This window comes from Anoxybacillus sp. CHMUD, assembly GCF_013096965.1.
GTDB lineage: Bacteria > Bacillota > Bacilli > Bacillales > Anoxybacillaceae > Anoxybacillus > Anoxybacillus kestanbolensis_A.
The window spans coordinates 43,671-61,046 of record NZ_SDLG01000008.1 but is presented as its reverse complement, the minus strand read 5'-3'; the positions used below and the strand labels follow the sequence as shown (position 1 = coordinate 61,046).

Below are 17,376 nucleotides of genomic sequence, written 5' to 3'. Positions count from 1 at the left end.
CAAAAAAGAAGAGGCAGCTCGCAACCGGCTACCTCTTTTGGCTGTATGTAATTTCTTACTTTACAGCATCTTTTAACGCTTTCCCAGGTTTGAAAGCAGGAACTTTGCTTGCAGCAATCTCGATTTCTTCTCCTGTTTGCGGGTTGCGTCCTTTGCGCGCCGCACGCTCACGTACTTCGAAGTTACCAAAACCGATTAATTGCACTTTATCGCCGTTTTTAAGCGCTTCTGTAATTGCGTCAAAAACAGCATCAACCGCTTTAGATGCATCTTTTTTAGAAAGTCCGCTTGCTTCAGCTACCGCGTTGATTAATTCCGTTTTGTTCATGCCATTCACCTCCTCCCAAAGCATATGTATCATACATTACTTTCAGTTGTTTACACTTTCTATTGTTTCTATACATTAACATGCCTTATATTAACTGATTCTTGTTCATAATTCAACATTTTTCGAGTAAAATCATGCAATTTGCCTATTATTCTCCAACGAACCTAACATTTTCTGAATAAAGATTATCATATCGCGCTTTTTTACTGCAAGAGAAAATTTTTGTTTCAAAGCAAAAAAGACCCCAAACGGAGTCTTTTTATAAAATGATCGCAATTAGTCCACCGGAGCCTTCGTTAATGATACGCTCTAACGTTTCTTTTAATTTATAACGGGCATTTTCAGGCATAAGTGCTAGTTTCGCTTGAATGCCCTCGCGAACAATGGAGCTGAGCGAACGACCAAAAATATCAGAGTTCCAAATGGAAAGCGGATCGTCCTCAAAATCTTGCATTAAGTAGCGAACGAGCTCTTCGCTTTGTTTTTCTGTTCCGATGATTGGAGCAAACTCCGATTCCACATCCACTTTAATCATATGAATGGACGGTGCCACAGCTTTTAGCCGCACGCCAAAGCGAGATCCTTGACGAATAATTTCCGGTTCATCTAAGCTCATATCAGAAAGCGACGGAGCAGCAATGCCATAACCTGTTTGTTTCACCATGCGAAGCGCATCGGCAATTTGATCGTATTCCGCTTTCGCATAAGCAAAATCTTGCATTAATTGCAACAAATGATCTTTCCCGCGAATTTCAACACCGACAACTTCTTTTAAAATTTGATCGTACAACTCATCTGGAGCATATAAATCAATTTCGGCAATGCCTTGCCCCATTTCAATGCCAGCTAAACGTGCTTCGTCAATAAAGTCATATTCGCTAAATTGCTGCACAACGCGGTCGACATCGCGCAATCGCTTAATATCTTTCACAGTATCACGCACCGCATCTTGATAGCTCTCGCGCAACCAATGGTTTTCGCGCAATACCATTACCCAGTTTGGTAAATTGACGTTCACCTCTAATACTGGAAATTCATATAATGCTTCACGGAGCACTTGATACACATCGGCTTCCCGCATTCCTTCCACACTCAAGGCTAGCACTGGAATGTCGTATTTTTCGCTTAATTGCTGTTTTAGCGTTTCTGTTTCTGGATGTTGTGGACGTACTGTATTGATAATCATAATAAACGGCTTACCAACTTCCTTTAATTCGTTGACGACACGTTCTTCCGCTTCGACATAATTTTCGCGCGGAATTTCTCCAATCGAGCCATCGGTTGTAATGACAACACCAATCGTCGAATGTTCTTGAATAACTTTTCGTGTACCGATTTCTGCCGCTTCTTGAAACGGAATTGGTTCTTCATACCATGGTGTATGAATCATGCGCGGCCCGTTTTCATCTTCAAACCCTTTTGCGCCTTGTACAGTATAACCGACACAATCGACAAGACGAATGTTCACTTCAAGTCCATCATCTACTTTTACTTTTACCGCTTGGTTTGGAACAAATTTCGGTTCTGTCGTCATAATCGTTTTTCCCGCCGCACTTTGTGGCAGTTCGTCTTGTGCCCGAGCTTTATCTGCTTCATTTTGAATATTCGGAATGACAACAAGTTCCATAAACTTTTTAATAAATGTCGATTTTCCTGTTCGAACAGCACCGACAACTCCTAAATAAATATCTCCGCCTGTTCGTTCAGCAATATCTTTAAAAAGATCGACCTTTTCCAACTGCCTTCCCTCCCTTATATTTAAAACATATGAGGACATTATATGCATATGTTGTTGTCCTATTTGTTTATGACTAAAAAAATCCCTTCTCTAAAATGTATTTATTTAGAGAAGGGATCATGACTTATTTCACAAGAAAAATTGGCTCTTTTTTCTTTTCATCAATCGTATAAGGAAGGGAATATGCAGGCACGAAAAGCGAATGCTTGACAAGCAAATCGCGAATATCGTCCCCGTATCGATAGTTATGCGCCTCTGTCTGCAGTTTTTCGTACAAATCCATGCGGTAGTCGATATAAATTTCTCCTTTGCCGTCAATAATGAGCGGAAGATTTTTTCCTGAATATGGGCTGACGACATGAGGAGGTGCGTCTAAACGAAGTTTTTTGTAGTCGAGCGTAAATACCCCTTTCGCTAACATCTCTTTAAATGGCGGGTAACCATGAGCGTCTTGATACATACGAATGCGCAATTTTAAATCGCGAATCGCTTCTGCCGCTCTTAAGTCTAGTAATTTTACTGTCGGATTTGTTTCTACATCAACAAGAACATATTGATACACCCCGCCGCTTTCAAATGCGTTTCCTGGCGGTTCAGCCATATATCGCGGCACAAGCAAATTGAAATCAATCGGATATTTTTGATAAATGGGTGTAGACATATCACGTGTTTTAATTGGTAGTAATCCACCTGTCGCCTGTCGATACTCATTTACAGCTTGTTGCACACGATCAACTTGTTCTTTATACGGGATTTCGTTTTGTGCTAATCGTTCTTGCGGATATAAACATCCAGATAATAAGACCGATAAAATAGCAATCATTATAGAATATAGCCACTTTTTCATCTTTCATCCATCCTTTTATTCTTGAACCGGCCCGCTAAATACGACAAATACGATAATGAGGCCAGCGATGATCATACTTATGTATGCAATCGTCGCTAAAATGATTTTGATAATCTTGTTTTTTACCTTATATCGACTAAAATAAATCGAAAATACGGCAACAAACATTAACCCGATTCCTGTTAATGAAATCCACATTTTTAAAAGACCTGGTGACATCGCTCTCCCTCTCTTTCTTTTATCCCGTCGTCACATAAAAAAGCTGAAGTAAAGCGGGGCGTCTTTACTTCAGACGATGACTAAACATGCACCATCCATTCAAGTCTGAGAATGTTTTCATAGCATTGTATGCAATATCTATAACAAAGCGCTCTTCACATGCCTATTTCAAAGAAAATTATAGCGAAATGTTTGCCAAATCTTCAAGTTCTGACGTTTTTCCACGCGCCATCAACGAATCTACTGCACTTTTTACATCTTTTCCGTTAAACAACACATCGTAAAGCGCATTTGTAATTGGCATATCGACGTTCATTTTTTTCGCTAACTGATAGGCAGCTTTAGTCGTTCGCACCCCTTCGACAACCATTCCCATATTCGCTAGCACGTCATCAAGCGCATATCCTTTGCCAAGCAAATTGCCCGCACGCCAGTTGCGCGAATGAATGCTTGTGCACGTCACAATTAAATCACCGATCCCCGTCAATCCTGCAAATGTTAGCGGATTGGCACCGAGACGGCTACCGAGACGAGCCATTTCCGCAAGCCCGCGCGTCATAAGCGCCGCTTTGGCATTATCCCCATAACCAAGCCCATCCGTAATGCCAGCAGCTAGCGCAATAATGTTTTTTAACGCCCCACCAATTTCTACTCCGATTAAATCTGGGTTTGTATATACGCGAAAATATTGATGATTCATAAATAAATCTTGAATGCGTTCAGCCGCTTCCATGTTTTTCGATGACACCGTCACCGTTGTTGGGTGACGTAAACTGACTTCCTCGGCGTGACTTGGGCCCGATAAAACGACAACATCTTGCAAATGTTCGCCCATTTCTTCTTCGATAATTTCTGAAATGCGCTTATTTGTGTCTGGCTCAATACCTTTGCTAACCGAAACGATCGTAATGGGCTGTTTCAAGCACGGACGAACGCGCTGCAACACTTCACGAATCGCTTTTGTCGGAACAGCTAATATAACCGTTTCAATCCCTTCAAGCGCTTGGGCAAGATCGGTATAACCAACAATCGCCTCAGGAAGATGAATGTTTGGTAAATATTTTTCATTCGTATGTTTTTCGTTAATTTCGTCGATTTGTTCTTGGCGCTGACCCCAAAGCCGAACGTCATGTCCATTATCAGCAAGAACGATCGCTAAAGCTGTGCCCCAACTACCTGCACCTAATACAGTAACCATGTTATCCCCCCTTAATTTCGTGGGCGTGCAATGATTTTGATCGGTGTTCCTTCAAATCCGAACGTATCACGAATACGGTTTTCTAAAAAGCGCTCATACGAAAAATGCATGAGTTCAGGATCGTTGACAAATACAACGAACGTCGGTGGTTTTACTGCAACTTGCGTCATATAGTAAATTTTTAATCGTTGGCCATTATGTGTCGGTGTCGGATTCATCGCAATCGCATCCATAAGCACTTCATTTAATACATTTGTTTGGACACGCATCGCATGATTTTCGCTTACCATTTGAATAACAGGAAGCAACTTATGCAACCGTTGTTTCGTTTTTGCAGAAACGAATACAATCGGGGCATAATCAAGAAATTGAAAATGGTCACGAATATTTTTCTCAAACTCATTCATCGTCTTTTCGTCTTTTTCGATCGCATCCCACTTGTTCACAACGATCACGACACCACGGCCAGCTTCATGCGCATACCCAGCGATTTTTTTATCTTGCTCAATAATCCCTTCTTCAGCGTTAATGACGACAAGCACCACATCGGAACGCTCGATCGCTTTTAGCGCTCGCAATACACTATATTTTTCGGTGCTTTCATACACTTTTCCTCTTTTGCGCATCCCTGCTGTATCAATAATGACATATTCTTGTCCATCTCTCTTAAACGTCGTATCGATCGCATCGCGCGTCGTTCCTGCGATATCGCTCACAATGACCCGTTCTTCCCCTAAAATAGCGTTAACAAGTGATGATTTTCCAACGTTCGGACGACCGATTAAACAAAACTTTATAACATCCGCATCGTATTCTTTCGTTTCACGCTTAGGAAAATGAGCAACGACCGCATCGAGCAAATCTCCGATGCCTAGTCCGTGCGTGCCAGAAATCGGAATCGGCTCTCCGAATCCGAGCGTATAAAAGTCATAAATGTTTTCACGCATGTCTGGATTGTCAATTTTGTTTACGGCTAGAACGACCGGTTTGTTAGAACGATATAAAATTTTCGCTACTTCTTCGTCTGCTGCTGTGACGCCATCTCGACCGTTTGTCATAAAAATGATGACGTCCGCTTCGTCGATCGCAATTTCTGCCTGTTGGCGAATTTGTGTTAATAACGGTTCATCGCCAATATCAATTCCACCTGTATCAATAATGTTAAACGTTGTATTTAACCATTCCGCACTACTATAAATTCGATCACGCGTTACTCCTGGTACATCTTCTACAATGGAAATACGTTCCCCCACAATACGGTTAAAAATCGTTGACTTTCCGACATTCGGACGACCAACGATCGCTACAACTGGTTTCGACATATTCTCACACTCCTTCACTAAAATTCGAAACCGGAACAAAAAAGAAGCCCTTCCATTGAAGGGGCTAGCTTTCCCATTTTATCAAAAAAATCAATGTTTCACAATAATGAGCAAATCATCGCTTAAGGCGTGGGCAATGCCGTCTAAAATCGCCTCTAAATTGGCTGCGATGCGCTGCATTTCTTCATCGGTTTCACAAACGAACGTCACCCCACCCGCCACTTTATGTGGTGACGTCGTAATGACAGCTAAAATCATTTTTTCTACGGTCATTTTAACACCTTCCCTGCTTGATTCGTTTCAGACTTCGTCGGCATGCGAATCGCATTTTCTAACGTCGGTACGTTACGAATGATCGCTTTTGCTTTTTCGATATCTTTTTCTTGCGGTAAAATAAAAATGCCTACTCGACCATCATCTAAATCACGCTTCGCAAGCGGCACAAGCGCTGGCGTGCCCGAGTCGCGATACACGCCTAATGCTGTTGAAATATCATGTAAAATTGCTTGGCGTTGACCAAGATTTGCGATCGTAGAGCGAGCGTTAAAGTTTTTCGGCTTTAAAATAAAGCCCATGCCATACCGTAAAATTTCTTCGCGACGTGCTTCTAACCCGATATTCATGATGTAAATATTATCAACATACAGCCCCGCCCCTTTAAAGTGTGGTTTTACGTATTCCACTTCGACAATATCACCAAGCCGACTGCCGGACATGAATTTGCGAGCAAGGATAAACGAAATGGCAGCCGCAACAATTCCAAGCCATATATTCCAAACTAAATAAGCAAACGTGCTTAAAAATGACGCAAAAATAACCAAATAGTTTCTCCCTTCAAAAACAATCGCAATCCCTTCAATGTACGTCTTGCCGCGCGGAACAAGCTCGTATTGGTCAAGCTCATTTAACGTATTTCGTTCCATGTTGCGCACGTCACGAAACTGCGAAGCAGCTAATGCTAAAAATGTGATAGCTGCAAACTCTTTCTCCATAATGGCGGGTACCGCAATCGTTCCAAGTCCAGCAGCAATAAAACCAAGTGCAATATGAATAATTTTCCCATGCAAATACGTCGGATATTGACGATAGTCCGTTTTTAATAAATATAGACGCGTTAACACACCGACGGTTACGCCAAATAAAATCGGGTACGTATATTCGTTCACGTCTTAACCTCCCTTGCTCGTTTTTGAAATCGTGCATCAATGTATATCGGTAACTGTTCAAGCCATTGCCATCCAAATAAACAAGCGCTCGCTAACGCCCATCCATCTAAAAAAGAAAGAGAACCGATCAAATGGGGAAAGGAAAATTGCTTTAACACAAATGCGTATAAGAAATCACCTTGACAACAACCAACCGTTAACACAAGTAAGCGATCATAAAATGACCGATATAACGCAAACGATGCAAATAAAAGTACTAACGCCAGCAACCATGTTGCTTCAGTAAACACCCAAACCGGATCAAATAACAATAAAAAATGAAATGCGGCATACAACATAGTCAAACTGGCACTAGCGAACGCAAAATAAATGAACGCTTTTCCCCTTTGCCTCATTACAAAAAAATAACTAACGATGAGCATGAGAATGTAAGCAAGTGAAACAGAGAACGAATACACCGTTATCTCATGAATAGATAGCGTAATTAACAATAAAACATATAGACAGATCAATAGACGAGTGCGGTTTTTCGGAGCAAAAAACGTGTAAACAATCCATAAAAACCAAAGAAGCCAATAAAAATAACTTCCTTCCACCATAACACCTCCACTTTCCATTATGTCTTATTTTTAAAAATTTAATCTCTGTATGTGAAAAAAGAGAGCGGGCAAAATAAAATAAGCAAGGAGGGATCAAGATGGGGAAAGATCGTCAAGAAAAGAAGTTGAAACAGTCGCGTCGCGTCGAATCTGATCGCGATCCAGCGAAAAATTTTAAAGGAAGCACAAAAACAGAAAAATAACGATCTACACAACAAAAGGTGCCCCGCTTTTTTCGGGACACCTTTTTTCATGGGCGCTGGCTGTAACGCGTCGTGTCGATGCCGCGTTCGTGCAACCAATGATGCGTTTTTCCTGTAATGACGACAGGAACTTTTTGTAAGTCAAAAATCGTTCGAGTACCTAGTGCGGTCATAATGACCGTTAAATCTTCGTGCAACTGATTGATGTCTGCCATAAGCGCGTCCACTCCTTTTTCAATCAAGAGACGCAACATATAGCCCGCCATGCCTACCGCAGAAGCACGAAGAGCAATACATTTGGCCACATCGAGTGCATGTTGTACTCCTCCGCTTCCGATAATGCTTATACGCTGGACTTCGGACGCCACTTCCGCAATCGATGCTGTCGTTGTTATTCCCCATTCGTTAAAGTAATCAAGTTGGTTTTCACGTCGCTTATTCTCGATTTGCGCAAAATTTGTCCCCCCAAAGCCTCCGACATCAACAGCACATACACCTATATCCTCTAACTTCCGTGCCGTCTCTTTGCTCATTCCAAATCCGACTTCTTTTACGATCACAGGCACATCAACAGCAGAGACAATTTGTTCAATGCGTGAAAGCGCCCCGCAAAAATTGCGATCTCCTTCAGGCATCACTAACTCTTGAACGACATTTAAATGAATTTGAAGCGCATTCGCCTCGATCATATCGATTGCACGTTTCGCCTCGTCAACCGTTGCCTCGCTACCTAAATTGGCGAATACAATACCATGCTTATTGACTTGACGAATAATGGTAAACGACTGTTGCTCTCGCTCATCTTTTAAAGCTGCCATCTGCGAACCAACGGCCATGGCTAAGCCATATTCATTTGCGACATAAGCAAGCTGTTCATTAATTTTTGTCGTCTCCGCACCTCCACCGCCCGTCATCGCATTAATAAAAATCGGCGAACGTAAAGAAAGTTCGCCGATTTTTGTTTGCAAATCGATATGAGCAGTGGATATATTCGGCAAGCTATTGTGCACAAATGTCACATCTTCAAATCCGTGCAAGCGACGTTGTCCTGTTGCGAGCGCGTATTCAATATGTTGTAATTTTCGTTTTGCACGTTCCACTGCGATCACCATGTTATTTTAATTTTTTTAACTGCTCTCCAATCACTTCGCCAATTTGGAATCCTGTCGTTTCTGTTAAAGTTGTATATTCACGATAGTCTTCTTGTACGTCATCTTCAAGCAACTCACGAATGCTTAACGACAAACGTTTCTCTTGTTCGTTTACGGCAAGCACTTTTACTTTTACGACGTCGCCTTCTTTCAACACTTCATGCGGCGTACCAATATGTTTCGTTGCAATGTGAGAAATATGAACAAGACCTTCGACGCCTGGGAACACTTCGACAAACGCTCCAAATGGAGCTAAACGTTTGACTGTGCCTTCGAGTACGTCACCTTCTTTTATTTTTTGTTCAATGCCGTCCCAAGGCGCTGGAAGCGCAGCTTTCATTGATAAAGAAACGCGTCCGCTTTCTTCATCAATTGCAAGCACTTTCACTTTTACAACATCGCCTTCTTTTACAACATCTGACGGATGATCTACACGTGTATGAGCAAGTTGAGAAATATGTACAAGACCATCAATGTCGCCAATATTGACGAACACACCGAAGTTGGCCATGCGTACTACCGTTCCTTCAAGCACTTGACCGACTTGAAGCGACTGTAATGCAGCTTTCTTTTTGGACGACTCCTCTTCTTCTACAACCGCGCGATGTGATAAGACAACGCGATTTTTTTCGCGGTCAAGCTCAACGACTTTTACCGTTAATGTACGTCCTTTGTAGTCTGTAAAATCTTCAACAAAATCTTTTTCAACAAGCGACGCTGGAATAAATGCACGGACACCAACATCCGCCACAAGCCCACCTTTTACAATATCTTTCACTACTACATCAAACGTGTCACCGTTTGCGAGTTTTCTCTCTAACTCTTCCCACGCTTTTTCTGCATCTGCAGCTTTTTTCGATAAAATAAGCGCTTCATCTTCTACTTTTTTTACTTTTGCGATGACCGTATCCCCAATTGATAGTACATCGCTCGCTTTCTCGATATGAAGGCTTGATAGCTCACTAATTGGGATAATACCAACTAGCTTGCTTCCTTCGACATCGACAAGCACTTGCTTGTCTTCTACTTTTGTTACTTGACCTTTCACTGTGTCACCTACTTCATAGACACGCACATCGACTTGATTCATCTCTTCCATAGTGAATACCTCCTTACACTCCACACCTGCTCAACGACAGAAATATATGTTCAATGGGCGAACATCAGTATGCTCGTCCATTCGACACGAAGAAAAAACTTCCTTTTTTACTAATCTGTATTAAAACAGTCGTTTTGTCAAGTCATAACTATTGATGTTCGTTTAAAAGTTGTTGAATATGTTCCATAATAACTGCCGTTACTTCATCGGCGCTCGCTCTTCTTTCCCGCCATGACGTAAAATCAATGGGCGCACCGTATACGACCTTTAACTTTTTCCCAACACGATAAGGACCGATAATAGCGCATGGTACAACAACCGCTTCGCTACGCAACGCAAAAAAACCTGCTCCTGCTAACCCTTTTTTTAATTTCCCGTCTTTGCTTCGTGTTCCCTCAGGAAATAATCCAAGTACTTTTTTCTCCTTCAGTAAAGCTAAGCCTGTTCTAAGCGCTTCACGATCCCCCATTCCACGACGAACAGGAAACGCACGAAGGCGTGAAACGAGTTGTTTTACAACCGGTGTGCGAAACAGTTCCTCTTTTGCCATAAAATGAACAGGGCGCGGACATGTAATACCGACGATCGGTGGATCTAGGTTGCTAATGTGATTGGCGCAAATAATGACAGCACCTTCTTTTGGAATATGTTCCACTCCGCTTACTTCAATTCGGTAAAGCGGAGTCAGCACTTGTTTCACAATTGTGCGGGCAAACGTGTAAAAACTCACTACCCTTCCACCCTTTCTCGAACAATGCGCATAATGCGATCAACCACTTCATCGATCGATAACGATGTCGTATCAATTTCAATCGCGTCTTCTGCTTTTTTTAGCGGAGCAACTGCACGCTCAGAATCGATTTGATCACGCCGAGCAATTTCTTCTTTCAGCTGCTCGAAGTCAGACGGAATGCCTCTTAAGACGTTTTCTTCATGCCGACGTTTCGCGCGTTCTTCAACAGAGGCAAGTAAAAAAATTTTCACTTCAGCATGTGGCAACACGTGCGTACCGATATCGCGGCCGTCCATGACGACACCGCCATGTTGCCCTAACTCCCGCTGGCGTTTTACCATTTCTTCGCGGACCGATGGGTGTTTTGCCACATACGATACGTTGTTTGTGACGTCATTTGTTCGAATGGCTTCGGTCACATTTTCACCATTTGCAAATACGAGTTGTCCACTCGGTGACGGCTTTAATTCAATATATGTATCATGAAGTACATTCATTAATTGTTTTTCGTTATGAACATCTACACCGCGCTGAAGCGCGCAATATGTTAAGGCGCGATACATCGCTCCTGTATCAATATAGACATAAGATAAAGCTTCTGCTAATCGTTTCGCGACCGTGCTTTTTCCAGCAGCCGCCGGTCCGTCAATCGCGATCGAAATTTTCTTTTCCATAATGCCTCCTGTAAAACATTTTGTTTTCAATATAAAAAGCAGGAACGCTCCTGCCTTTTACATTGTACCATACCGCTTATCTTTGGTCGAATGTTTCAATCGTTTTTGTTTCAGAATTTTTTATGACACCTTCGTAATGAACGACTTTTACAATATAAGGAGCCAACGATGAATGAGAAACAATAAATTGAGCAAGGAGTAAAAAAATAAATTGAATGATTGCTAATTTCCATAACATACGTTCAACGCGCTTCACTTCTTTCCCTCCGCACCATTTTATTCTTATTATGGGAGAAGGAGTGCGTGTTTATGCGTCAAGTTGCTCCTTTTTTCTTAGTTCAAGTTGTTTTTCAAAGCTGTAACGAATTAATGTGAGACGATCAACATCGTTCACTTCCAAAAACTGCAAGGATGCTTTTACGACGTTTTCCTCAAATATACGCACAACACGGGCAGGAAAATGTAAATAATGATAATCTCCTGAACGCATATGTAGCACAAGCCAAATTTCAATGGTCATCCCGTGTTTGATTCCTGTTTCTCTATGGGGTAATACAATTGCTGCCCCACCTGCACTTATGTCGCTTGTGACGGTCGTAAATGGGACAAACTCATCTTGTAACGGATGAATCGCTACATCAACAATCGCATCGACACGCACGAACTGACGACGTTGAATACGAAGAAGTTGATTGTCTCCAGGATATGATAAAATGAGCAACGGAATGTTTCGTTTTGTGCGACCTAGCACTTCCGCTTCAAACGCATATACTGCTTCATCTTCTCCGACAAAACTGACCTTTAGCTGCGTTCCGTCTAACAAAAATGCTGTACGATTTGTGCTCATATCAATTGGATAATCAATGTAAATTTTCCCATCTTCTATTTCAGCCACTTTACACTTATACTTTTCCATATGTTCGCTATATTTTAGTTCAAGCGTTAACGGCACCCCAATTTTAATCAATGTGTAAATCCCCCTCACTAAAACATTTCCGTTATATGAAAAATACACCTCATAGCATTTTCAATTTGACAATAACATGATACCATCAAAATGAAAAGAAAAGAATTGGGAACGAGGAAGAAATTATGTGGGCTATTATTTCTGCGGGGATTGCCCCCGGATTAGCGTTGCTCAGTTATTTTTATTTGAAGGACGAATACGAAACCGAACCGTTATCACTTGTTTTACGCATGTTTTTATACGGTGCATTTTTAGTTTTTCCACTTATGTTTATTCAACACGTTTTAAAAGTTGAGCATATGTTGCCTAACCATTTTGTTGAAGCGTTTTTATCAACGGGTTTATTGGAAGAATTTTTTAAATGGTTTGTGTTTTACTATGCCATTTATGATCATCGGGAATTTAATGAACCGTATGATGGCATTGTGTATGGAGTAAGTGTATCGCTCGGGTTTGCTACGCTTGAAAACATTTTATATTTATTTGCCAACGGCGTTGAATTTGCAGTAACCCGCGCGCTTTTACCTGTATCGAGCCATGCGCTATTCGGCGTCATTATGGGTTTTTATTTAGGAAGAGCAAAATTTAGTTTGCCGAAGAAAGAAAAAAATTATATATGGTTGTCTTTCCTTCTCCCATTTTTATTTCACGGCATATACGACTACATTTTATTGACACAAGAACGCTGGATTTATTACATGCTTCCATTTATGATTTTTTTATGGTGGCTCGCTTTACGAAAAGTAAAACTTGCAAGAGGAATGTCGATAGAGATCCCTCAATCATCAAGCCAGGCGTAACGCTTGGCTTTTTATTATGTTTTGTTATGTATAAAAACGTCATTGTGACAAAAAATATCGTCAAAAGGTATTGTTTACACATCAAGGGAGGAGTCACAATGCGCAAATGGTTCATTTGTTTGTTTTTAATCTTTTCGTTCAGTTATACATCGCAAGTGCACGCGTTTTCTAAACAAGTTATCCAGCGCGGAGCTGTCGGTGACGATGTCATCGAACTACAAGCAAGATTGCAATATCTCGGCTTTTATCGAGGGAAAATTGATGGAGTATTTGGTTGGCGAACGTATTGGGCGTTACGAAACTTTCAATACAAATTTAAATTGCCCGTAGATGGTTTAGCCGGAGAAACGACAAAGAAAAAATTAGTGCGAGCTTCAAAATATTACAAATCATTTGTTCATAACAATTTGCGAAAAGGAAATACATTTACTCATTACGGTGGCGTTCCGCTAAGCAAACAAGTAAAAGTACGGCAAACAAAAGCCAAAAATCAAACAACTGCGAAAAAAACGACAAATACACGTAGCAACTCTAAACAAACAGCCGTAAAACGTGTCAAAGCAGCTGCGGTAAATGTGCCAAACGGGTTTTCCCAAAATGATATACAATTGATGGCTAATGCTGTACACGGAGAGGCTCGCGGTGAACCATATATCGGCCAAGTGGCTGTTGCAGCAGTCATTTTAAATCGTGTCAATAGCCCTTCGTTTCCGAATACAGTCGCCGGTGTCATTTTTGAACCGGGGGCGTTTACAGCTGTTGCAGACGGGCAAATTTGGCTCACCCCAAACGAAACGTCTCGCAAGGCGGTACTTGATGCGTTAAACGGCTGGGATCCGTCGGGCGGAGCGTTATATTATTTTAATCCGGATACGGCGACAAACGGTTGGATTTGGAGTAGACCACAAATTAAACGAATTGGAAAACATATTTTTTGTAAATAGGAGGGGAGCCTTTTGCTACGAATTTTACTCATTGGAGCACTATCGATCGGCGTTGTAGGAACAGCCTATTGGGGATATCGGGAGCATCAACAAAAAAATGCCATTTTGATTCATGCTGAAAACAATTATCAACGTGCCTTTCATGATTTAACGTATCAAATCGACTTACTTCACGATCAAATTGGGACAACGCTTGCAATGAACTCCCGTCAATCGTTGTCGCCAGCGCTTGCAGAAGTGTGGCGCCTTGCTTCTGAAGCACACGCAACCGTTGGACAGCTCCCACTTTCTCTTTTGCCGTTTAATAAAACAGAAGAATTTTTATCGAATATTGGTTCATTCAGCTATCGTGCAGCCATTCGCGATTTAGATAAACAGCCGTTGAACGCTGAAGAATATAAAGCGTTACAACAACTATATAAAAAATCTGCTGATATTCAACAAGAGTTGCGAAACGTCCAGCATCTTGTATTAGAAAACAACTTGCGCTGGATGGATGTCGAGTTGGCACTTGCGACAAACAATCGTCCAAACGACAACACCATTATAGATGGATTTAAAACGGTAGAGAAAAATGTTCAATCTTATAATGAAACTGATTTCGGTCCTTCGTTCACAAGCGTAGAAAAAAGAGAAAAAGGATTTGAACATATTTCTGGAAAAAAGATTACGGAAGCAGAAGCAAAACAAATCGCAAAAACGTTTCTCGGTTTAAAAGGGAATGAAAAAATTGAAGTCGTTCATAGCGGAAAAGGTGCAAGTGATGCATTTTATAGTGTGACGATTAAAAATCCGAAAACGAAGAGTGAAACGTATATGGATATTACCGAAAGAGGAGGATATCCAATTTGGGTCATTGAAAATCGTCCTGTTAATAAACAAAACATCAGTTTAAACGAAGCGACGATGCGCGGGCTTCAGTTTTTAAAGCAACATAAATTTAACAACTTTGAATTGTACGAAAGCACTCAATACGATCACGTTGCTATGCTCACGTTCGTCACAGCAAAAGATGGCGTTCGTATTTATCCTGAATCGATTAAAATGAAAATCGCACTAGATGACGGGAACATCATTGGTTTTTCCGCACGTGACTACCTATCATCTAAGCGCGACCGAACGATTCCAAAACCAGCAATTTCAATTGAGCAAGCGCGCAAAAAAATGAATCCGAATGTTACCATTATGGAAGAAAGAAAGGCGATTATTATGAACAATATGAATGAAGAAGTGCTTTGCTATGAATTTTTAGGAACGCTCGGAGATGACACATATCGCATTTTTATTAATGCGCAAAATGGAATTGAAGAAAAGGTAGAAAAACTTCAAAATCCTGAACCGATATACGGTGAAATATAAGGGGCTGACAATTAGCCCCTTTTTTCTGTTGTTTCAATAATCGCCTCTTTCATAATAGCGATCATCGCCCCTAGTTGCTCAAACGTACTAGCTAACGGTGGCATAAAAACGATCACATCGCCGAGCGGGCGTGTTAACATCCCTTTTTCTCTCATCGTTAATGTCGTTCTATACCCCATCCGTTCCGTCCACGGATACGGTTCGTGTGTACGGCGATCACGCACAAGTTCGATGCCACACATGAGTCCAAGCTGACGTACATCACCGACATGATTAAGTTCATTAAACGATGCAAGCTGTTCAGCGACAAATGTGGCTTTTTGTTCTATTTGTTCTATCAGTCGCTCACGTTCAAAAATTTGTATATTTGCTAAAGCAGCGGCACAACCGAGCTGGTTTCCTGTGTAAGAATGTCCGTGGAAAAACGTTTTAAACTCTGTATAGTCGCCATAAAATGCTTCATAGATCGCTTCGGTCGTCAATGTAGCAGCAATCGGCAAATAACCGCCCGTAATGCCTTTTGCCACCGTCATGATGTCAGGTTGCACATCTTCATGCTCGATCGCAAATCGTTTTCCTGTTCGGCCAAAACCGGTAGCTACTTCATCGACAATGAATAAAATGTTATATTGCCGACATAATTGTTCTACCCCTTTTAAATATCCTTTTGGCATGACATGCATACCACCTGCCCCTTGAATCATTCCTTCAACAATCATGGCGGCAATTTCTTCATGATGTTCAGCAAATAACGCTTCTAATGCACCTAACGCCTCATCGCGCACAACGTTCGGATCGTTGCTTGGATGGCGATAGACGAGCGGAAACGGTGCTTTATAGCTCGTAAACATAAGCGGTTCATATACGGTATGAAAAAGATCAATCGCTCCGACGCTAATGGCGCCGACTGTATCTCCGTGGTACCCATTTGTTAATGTGACAAATTTTTGTTTTTTATGTTCTCCGATGTTTCGCCAATATTGAAAGGTAATTTTGAGCGCAATTTCTACAGCTTCTGCTCCACTGTCTGAATAAAATACGCGCGTTAAATGACTTGGCGTCCATTCGATTAGCTTTTCGGCTAATGCAATGGCAGGAATATTCGCTGCCCCTAACAGCGTTGAATGAGCAATACGTTCAAGCTGAGCACGAATGGCATCATCAATTTCTTTTTTTCGATGTCCATGAACGTTTAACCAAAGAGATGAATATCCGTCATAATATGTTTTTCCGTTTACATCCGTCAAAAAAATGCCTTCCCCGCTTTCGATAACGAGCGGATGTTGTTCATAATCTTTCATTTGTGTAAACGGCAACCATAAATATGTTTTACTTTTTTCAATCCACTCGTTCATTGCCACCATTCCTTTCTCCATACAATTTGTTGATGTGAAAAGTTTGTCATATGCGGAATTTCGCCGATCACCGGAACATGTGTCATCGCTTCAATCATTCGTATGTTTTCTTGTTCAATTTCATTTTTTGGTGTAGAAAAGCCGTTCATAATAATGCCAGCTATTTGTAAACCAAATGCTTTCGCATATTCCACTGTCAGCACCGTATGATTGATCGTTCCAACGCTTGCTCGCGCGACGATGATTAACGGAAGATGTAGCAGTTGAGCTAAATGGGCAATGAGAAACGACTTATCAACGAGTGGAACCGCAATTCCTCCTGCTCCTTCAACAAGCACGAAATCATAAGTTTGTTGCAGTTGATGGACGTGTGCCACAATGTGATCGGGCTCGATTGTCACTCCGTCGATTTTTGCAGCAAGATGCGGCGAACAAGGAGTTTGTAGTAAGTATGTACATCCATCTTCATCAGTCACATCAATCACTTTTCGGTACACGTCGACATCAGGCGCGATCCATTTCCCATCTTGCCATTGCGCTCCACTTTGCACAGGCTTATAAGCTATCACACGTATACGCTTGTCAACAAGCGTGCGCAACATACAAGCAGTGACAAATGTTTTTCCTACGTCTGTATCTGTCCCTGTAATAAAAAAACCTTTCATTATGCTCCT

21 protein-coding genes are annotated in these 17,376 nt (G+C 41.5%); 4 read left to right on the top strand and 17 right to left on the bottom strand.

Features of this window, described 5'->3' with window-relative positions; translation table 11 throughout:
- Positions 1 to 55: 55 nt before the first annotated feature.
- From ETB99_RS07500 to ETB99_RS07460, 9 genes are all read right to left on the bottom strand, one after another.
- Complete coding sequence (locus ETB99_RS07500; protein WP_003394524.1) at positions 56 to 328, bottom strand: HU family DNA-binding protein; 273 nt, start codon at positions 326 to 328, stop codon at positions 56 to 58.
- A gap of 259 nt (positions 329 to 587) precedes the next feature.
- Complete coding sequence (gene spoIVA / locus ETB99_RS07495) at positions 588 to 2,066, bottom strand: stage IV sporulation protein A (protein WP_006319427.1); 1,479 nt, start codon at positions 2,064 to 2,066, stop codon at positions 588 to 590.
- A gap of 124 nt (positions 2,067 to 2,190) precedes the next feature.
- Complete coding sequence (locus tag ETB99_RS07490; protein ID WP_077428618.1) at positions 2,191 to 2,913, bottom strand: hypothetical protein; 723 nt, start codon at positions 2,911 to 2,913, stop codon at positions 2,191 to 2,193.
- Between the two features lie 15 nt (positions 2,914 to 2,928).
- Positions 2,929 to 3,132 carry a DUF2768 domain-containing protein gene (locus ETB99_RS07485; protein ID WP_004889822.1) on the bottom strand — a complete coding sequence of 68 codons (204 nt, stop codon included), beginning with the start codon at positions 3,130 to 3,132 and terminating at the stop codon, positions 2,929 to 2,931.
- A 178-nt stretch (positions 3,133 to 3,310) separates the two neighbouring features.
- The gene (locus ETB99_RS07480; protein WP_077428619.1) at positions 3,311 to 4,330 is read right to left on the bottom strand and encodes an NAD(P)H-dependent glycerol-3-phosphate dehydrogenase; all 1,020 of its coding nucleotides are present in this window, start codon (positions 4,328 to 4,330) and stop codon (positions 3,311 to 3,313) included.
- A gap of 11 nt (positions 4,331 to 4,341) precedes the next feature.
- Complete coding sequence (gene der, locus ETB99_RS07475; RefSeq protein WP_006319424.1) at positions 4,342 to 5,652, bottom strand: ribosome biogenesis GTPase Der; 1,311 nt, start codon at positions 5,650 to 5,652, stop codon at positions 4,342 to 4,344.
- Positions 5,653 to 5,742: 90 nt separating this feature from the next.
- Positions 5,743 to 5,925, bottom strand: a complete 183-nt coding sequence (locus tag ETB99_RS07470) for a capping complex subunit for YIEGIA (RefSeq protein WP_004889819.1) — start codon at positions 5,923 to 5,925, stop codon at positions 5,743 to 5,745.
- Positions 5,922 to 6,818 (bottom strand): YIEGIA family protein, encoded by an 897-nt coding sequence (locus ETB99_RS07465; RefSeq protein ID WP_129000438.1) that lies wholly within the window; start codon positions 6,816 to 6,818, stop codon positions 5,922 to 5,924. Before ETB99_RS07465 ends, ETB99_RS07470 begins: the two co-directional genes overlap by 4 nt.
- Complete coding sequence (locus ETB99_RS07460; protein WP_253263582.1) at positions 6,815 to 7,417, bottom strand: YphA family membrane protein; 603 nt, start codon at positions 7,415 to 7,417, stop codon at positions 6,815 to 6,817. The genes ETB99_RS07465 and ETB99_RS07460 overlap by 4 nt, the downstream gene beginning before the upstream one ends.
- A gap of 98 nt (positions 7,418 to 7,515) precedes the next feature.
- Between ETB99_RS07460 and ETB99_RS07455 the strand changes: the two genes are divergently transcribed.
- On the top strand, positions 7,516 to 7,620 hold the full coding sequence (locus ETB99_RS07455; protein ID WP_091700416.1) for a YpzI family protein: 105 nt from the start codon (positions 7,516 to 7,518) through the stop codon (positions 7,618 to 7,620).
- A gap of 47 nt (positions 7,621 to 7,667) precedes the next feature.
- Here ETB99_RS07455 and fni read toward each other — a convergent pair whose 3' ends face one another.
- From fni to ETB99_RS07425, 6 genes are all read right to left on the bottom strand, one after another.
- Positions 7,668 to 8,720, bottom strand: a complete 1,053-nt coding sequence (gene fni, locus ETB99_RS07450) for a type 2 isopentenyl-diphosphate Delta-isomerase (protein ID WP_171700346.1) — start codon at positions 8,718 to 8,720, stop codon at positions 7,668 to 7,670.
- Between the two features lie 13 nt (positions 8,721 to 8,733).
- Positions 8,734 to 9,870, bottom strand: coding sequence for a 30S ribosomal protein S1 (gene rpsA / locus ETB99_RS07445; RefSeq protein WP_077428622.1), 1,137 nt, complete (start codon positions 9,868 to 9,870; stop codon positions 8,734 to 8,736).
- Positions 9,871 to 10,018: 148 nt separating this feature from the next.
- On the bottom strand, positions 10,019 to 10,600 hold the full coding sequence (locus tag ETB99_RS07440) for a lysophospholipid acyltransferase family protein (protein WP_077428623.1): 582 nt from the start codon (positions 10,598 to 10,600) through the stop codon (positions 10,019 to 10,021).
- A complete protein-coding gene (gene cmk, locus ETB99_RS07435; RefSeq protein ID WP_077428624.1) occupies positions 10,600 to 11,277 on the bottom strand; it encodes a (d)CMP kinase in 678 nt (225 codons plus the stop codon). Before cmk ends, ETB99_RS07440 begins: the two co-directional genes overlap by 1 nt.
- A 76-nt stretch (positions 11,278 to 11,353) precedes the next feature.
- Positions 11,354 to 11,533, bottom strand: a complete 180-nt coding sequence (locus ETB99_RS07430; RefSeq protein ID WP_006319402.1) for a YpfB family protein — start codon at positions 11,531 to 11,533, stop codon at positions 11,354 to 11,356.
- Between the two features lie 51 nt (positions 11,534 to 11,584).
- A complete protein-coding gene (locus ETB99_RS07425) occupies positions 11,585 to 12,244 on the bottom strand; it encodes a flagellar brake protein (protein ID WP_077428625.1) in 660 nt (219 codons plus the stop codon).
- A 125-nt stretch (positions 12,245 to 12,369) separates the two neighbouring features.
- Between ETB99_RS07425 and prsW the strand changes: the two genes are divergently transcribed.
- The 3 genes from prsW (at position 12,370) to ypeB (ending at position 15,347) form a co-directional block, all read left to right on the top strand.
- Positions 12,370 to 13,044: a glutamic-type intramembrane protease PrsW gene (gene prsW / locus ETB99_RS07420; protein ID WP_004889807.1), complete on the top strand. Its 675-nt coding sequence runs from the start codon at positions 12,370 to 12,372 to the stop codon at positions 13,042 to 13,044.
- A 98-nt stretch (positions 13,045 to 13,142) separates the two neighbouring features.
- Positions 13,143 to 13,988, top strand: a complete 846-nt coding sequence (sleB, locus tag ETB99_RS07415) for a spore cortex-lytic enzyme (protein ID WP_253263581.1) — start codon at positions 13,143 to 13,145, stop codon at positions 13,986 to 13,988.
- A gap of 12 nt (positions 13,989 to 14,000) precedes the next feature.
- On the top strand, positions 14,001 to 15,347 hold the full coding sequence (gene ypeB / locus ETB99_RS07410) for a germination protein YpeB (protein ID WP_171700309.1): 1,347 nt from the start codon (positions 14,001 to 14,003) through the stop codon (positions 15,345 to 15,347).
- 11 nt (positions 15,348 to 15,358) lie between these two features.
- On the opposite strand, the gene bioA is transcribed toward ypeB, so the two are convergent.
- Together bioA and bioD are read right to left on the bottom strand one after the other, a co-directional pair.
- A complete protein-coding gene (gene bioA / locus ETB99_RS07405; RefSeq protein WP_171700308.1) occupies positions 15,359 to 16,723 on the bottom strand; it encodes an adenosylmethionine--8-amino-7-oxononanoate transaminase in 1,365 nt (454 codons plus the stop codon).
- Positions 16,699 to 17,367, bottom strand: coding sequence for a dethiobiotin synthase (gene bioD, locus ETB99_RS07400; RefSeq protein WP_077428630.1), 669 nt, complete (start codon positions 17,365 to 17,367; stop codon positions 16,699 to 16,701). Before bioD ends, bioA begins: the two co-directional genes overlap by 25 nt.
- Positions 17,368 to 17,376: the final 9 nt, after the last annotated feature.

Bases quoted from the DNA above. Each gene is read 5' to 3' on its own strand.
- ETB99_RS07500 (WP_003394524.1), bottom strand. From the start codon at position 328: ATGAACAAAACGGAATTAATCAACGCGGTAGCTGAAGCAAGCGGACTT.
- ETB99_RS07490 (WP_077428618.1), bottom strand. From the start codon at position 2,913: ATGAAAAAGTGGCTATATTCTATAATGATTGCTATTTTATCGGTCTTA.
- ETB99_RS07485 (WP_004889822.1), bottom strand. From the start codon at position 3,132: ATGTCACCAGGTCTTTTAAAAATGTGGATTTCATTAACAGGAATCGGG.
- ETB99_RS07480 (WP_077428619.1), bottom strand. From the start codon at position 4,330: ATGGTTACTGTATTAGGTGCAGGTAGTTGGGGCACAGCTTTAGCGATC.
- der (WP_006319424.1), bottom strand. From the start codon at position 5,652: ATGTCGAAACCAGTTGTAGCGATCGTTGGTCGTCCGAATGTCGGAAAG.
- ETB99_RS07470 (WP_004889819.1), bottom strand. From the start codon at position 5,925: ATGACCGTAGAAAAAATGATTTTAGCTGTCATTACGACGTCACCACAT.
- ETB99_RS07460 (WP_253263582.1), bottom strand. From the start codon at position 7,417: ATGGTGGAAGGAAGTTATTTTTATTGGCTTCTTTGGTTTTTATGGATT.
- ETB99_RS07455 (WP_091700416.1), top strand. From the start codon at position 7,516: ATGGGGAAAGATCGTCAAGAAAAGAAGTTGAAACAGTCGCGTCGCGTC.
- rpsA (WP_077428622.1), bottom strand. From the start codon at position 9,870: ATGGAAGAGATGAATCAAGTCGATGTGCGTGTCTATGAAGTAGGTGAC.
- cmk (WP_077428624.1), bottom strand. From the start codon at position 11,277: ATGGAAAAGAAAATTTCGATCGCGATTGACGGACCGGCGGCTGCTGGA.
- prsW (WP_004889807.1), top strand. From the start codon at position 12,370: ATGTGGGCTATTATTTCTGCGGGGATTGCCCCCGGATTAGCGTTGCTC.
- sleB (WP_253263581.1), top strand. From the start codon at position 13,143: ATGCGCAAATGGTTCATTTGTTTGTTTTTAATCTTTTCGTTCAGTTAT.
- bioA (WP_171700308.1), bottom strand. From the start codon at position 16,723: ATGGAGAAAGGAATGGTGGCAATGAACGAGTGGATTGAAAAAAGTAAA.
- bioD (WP_077428630.1), bottom strand. From the start codon at position 17,367: ATGAAAGGTTTTTTTATTACAGGGACAGATACAGACGTAGGAAAAACA.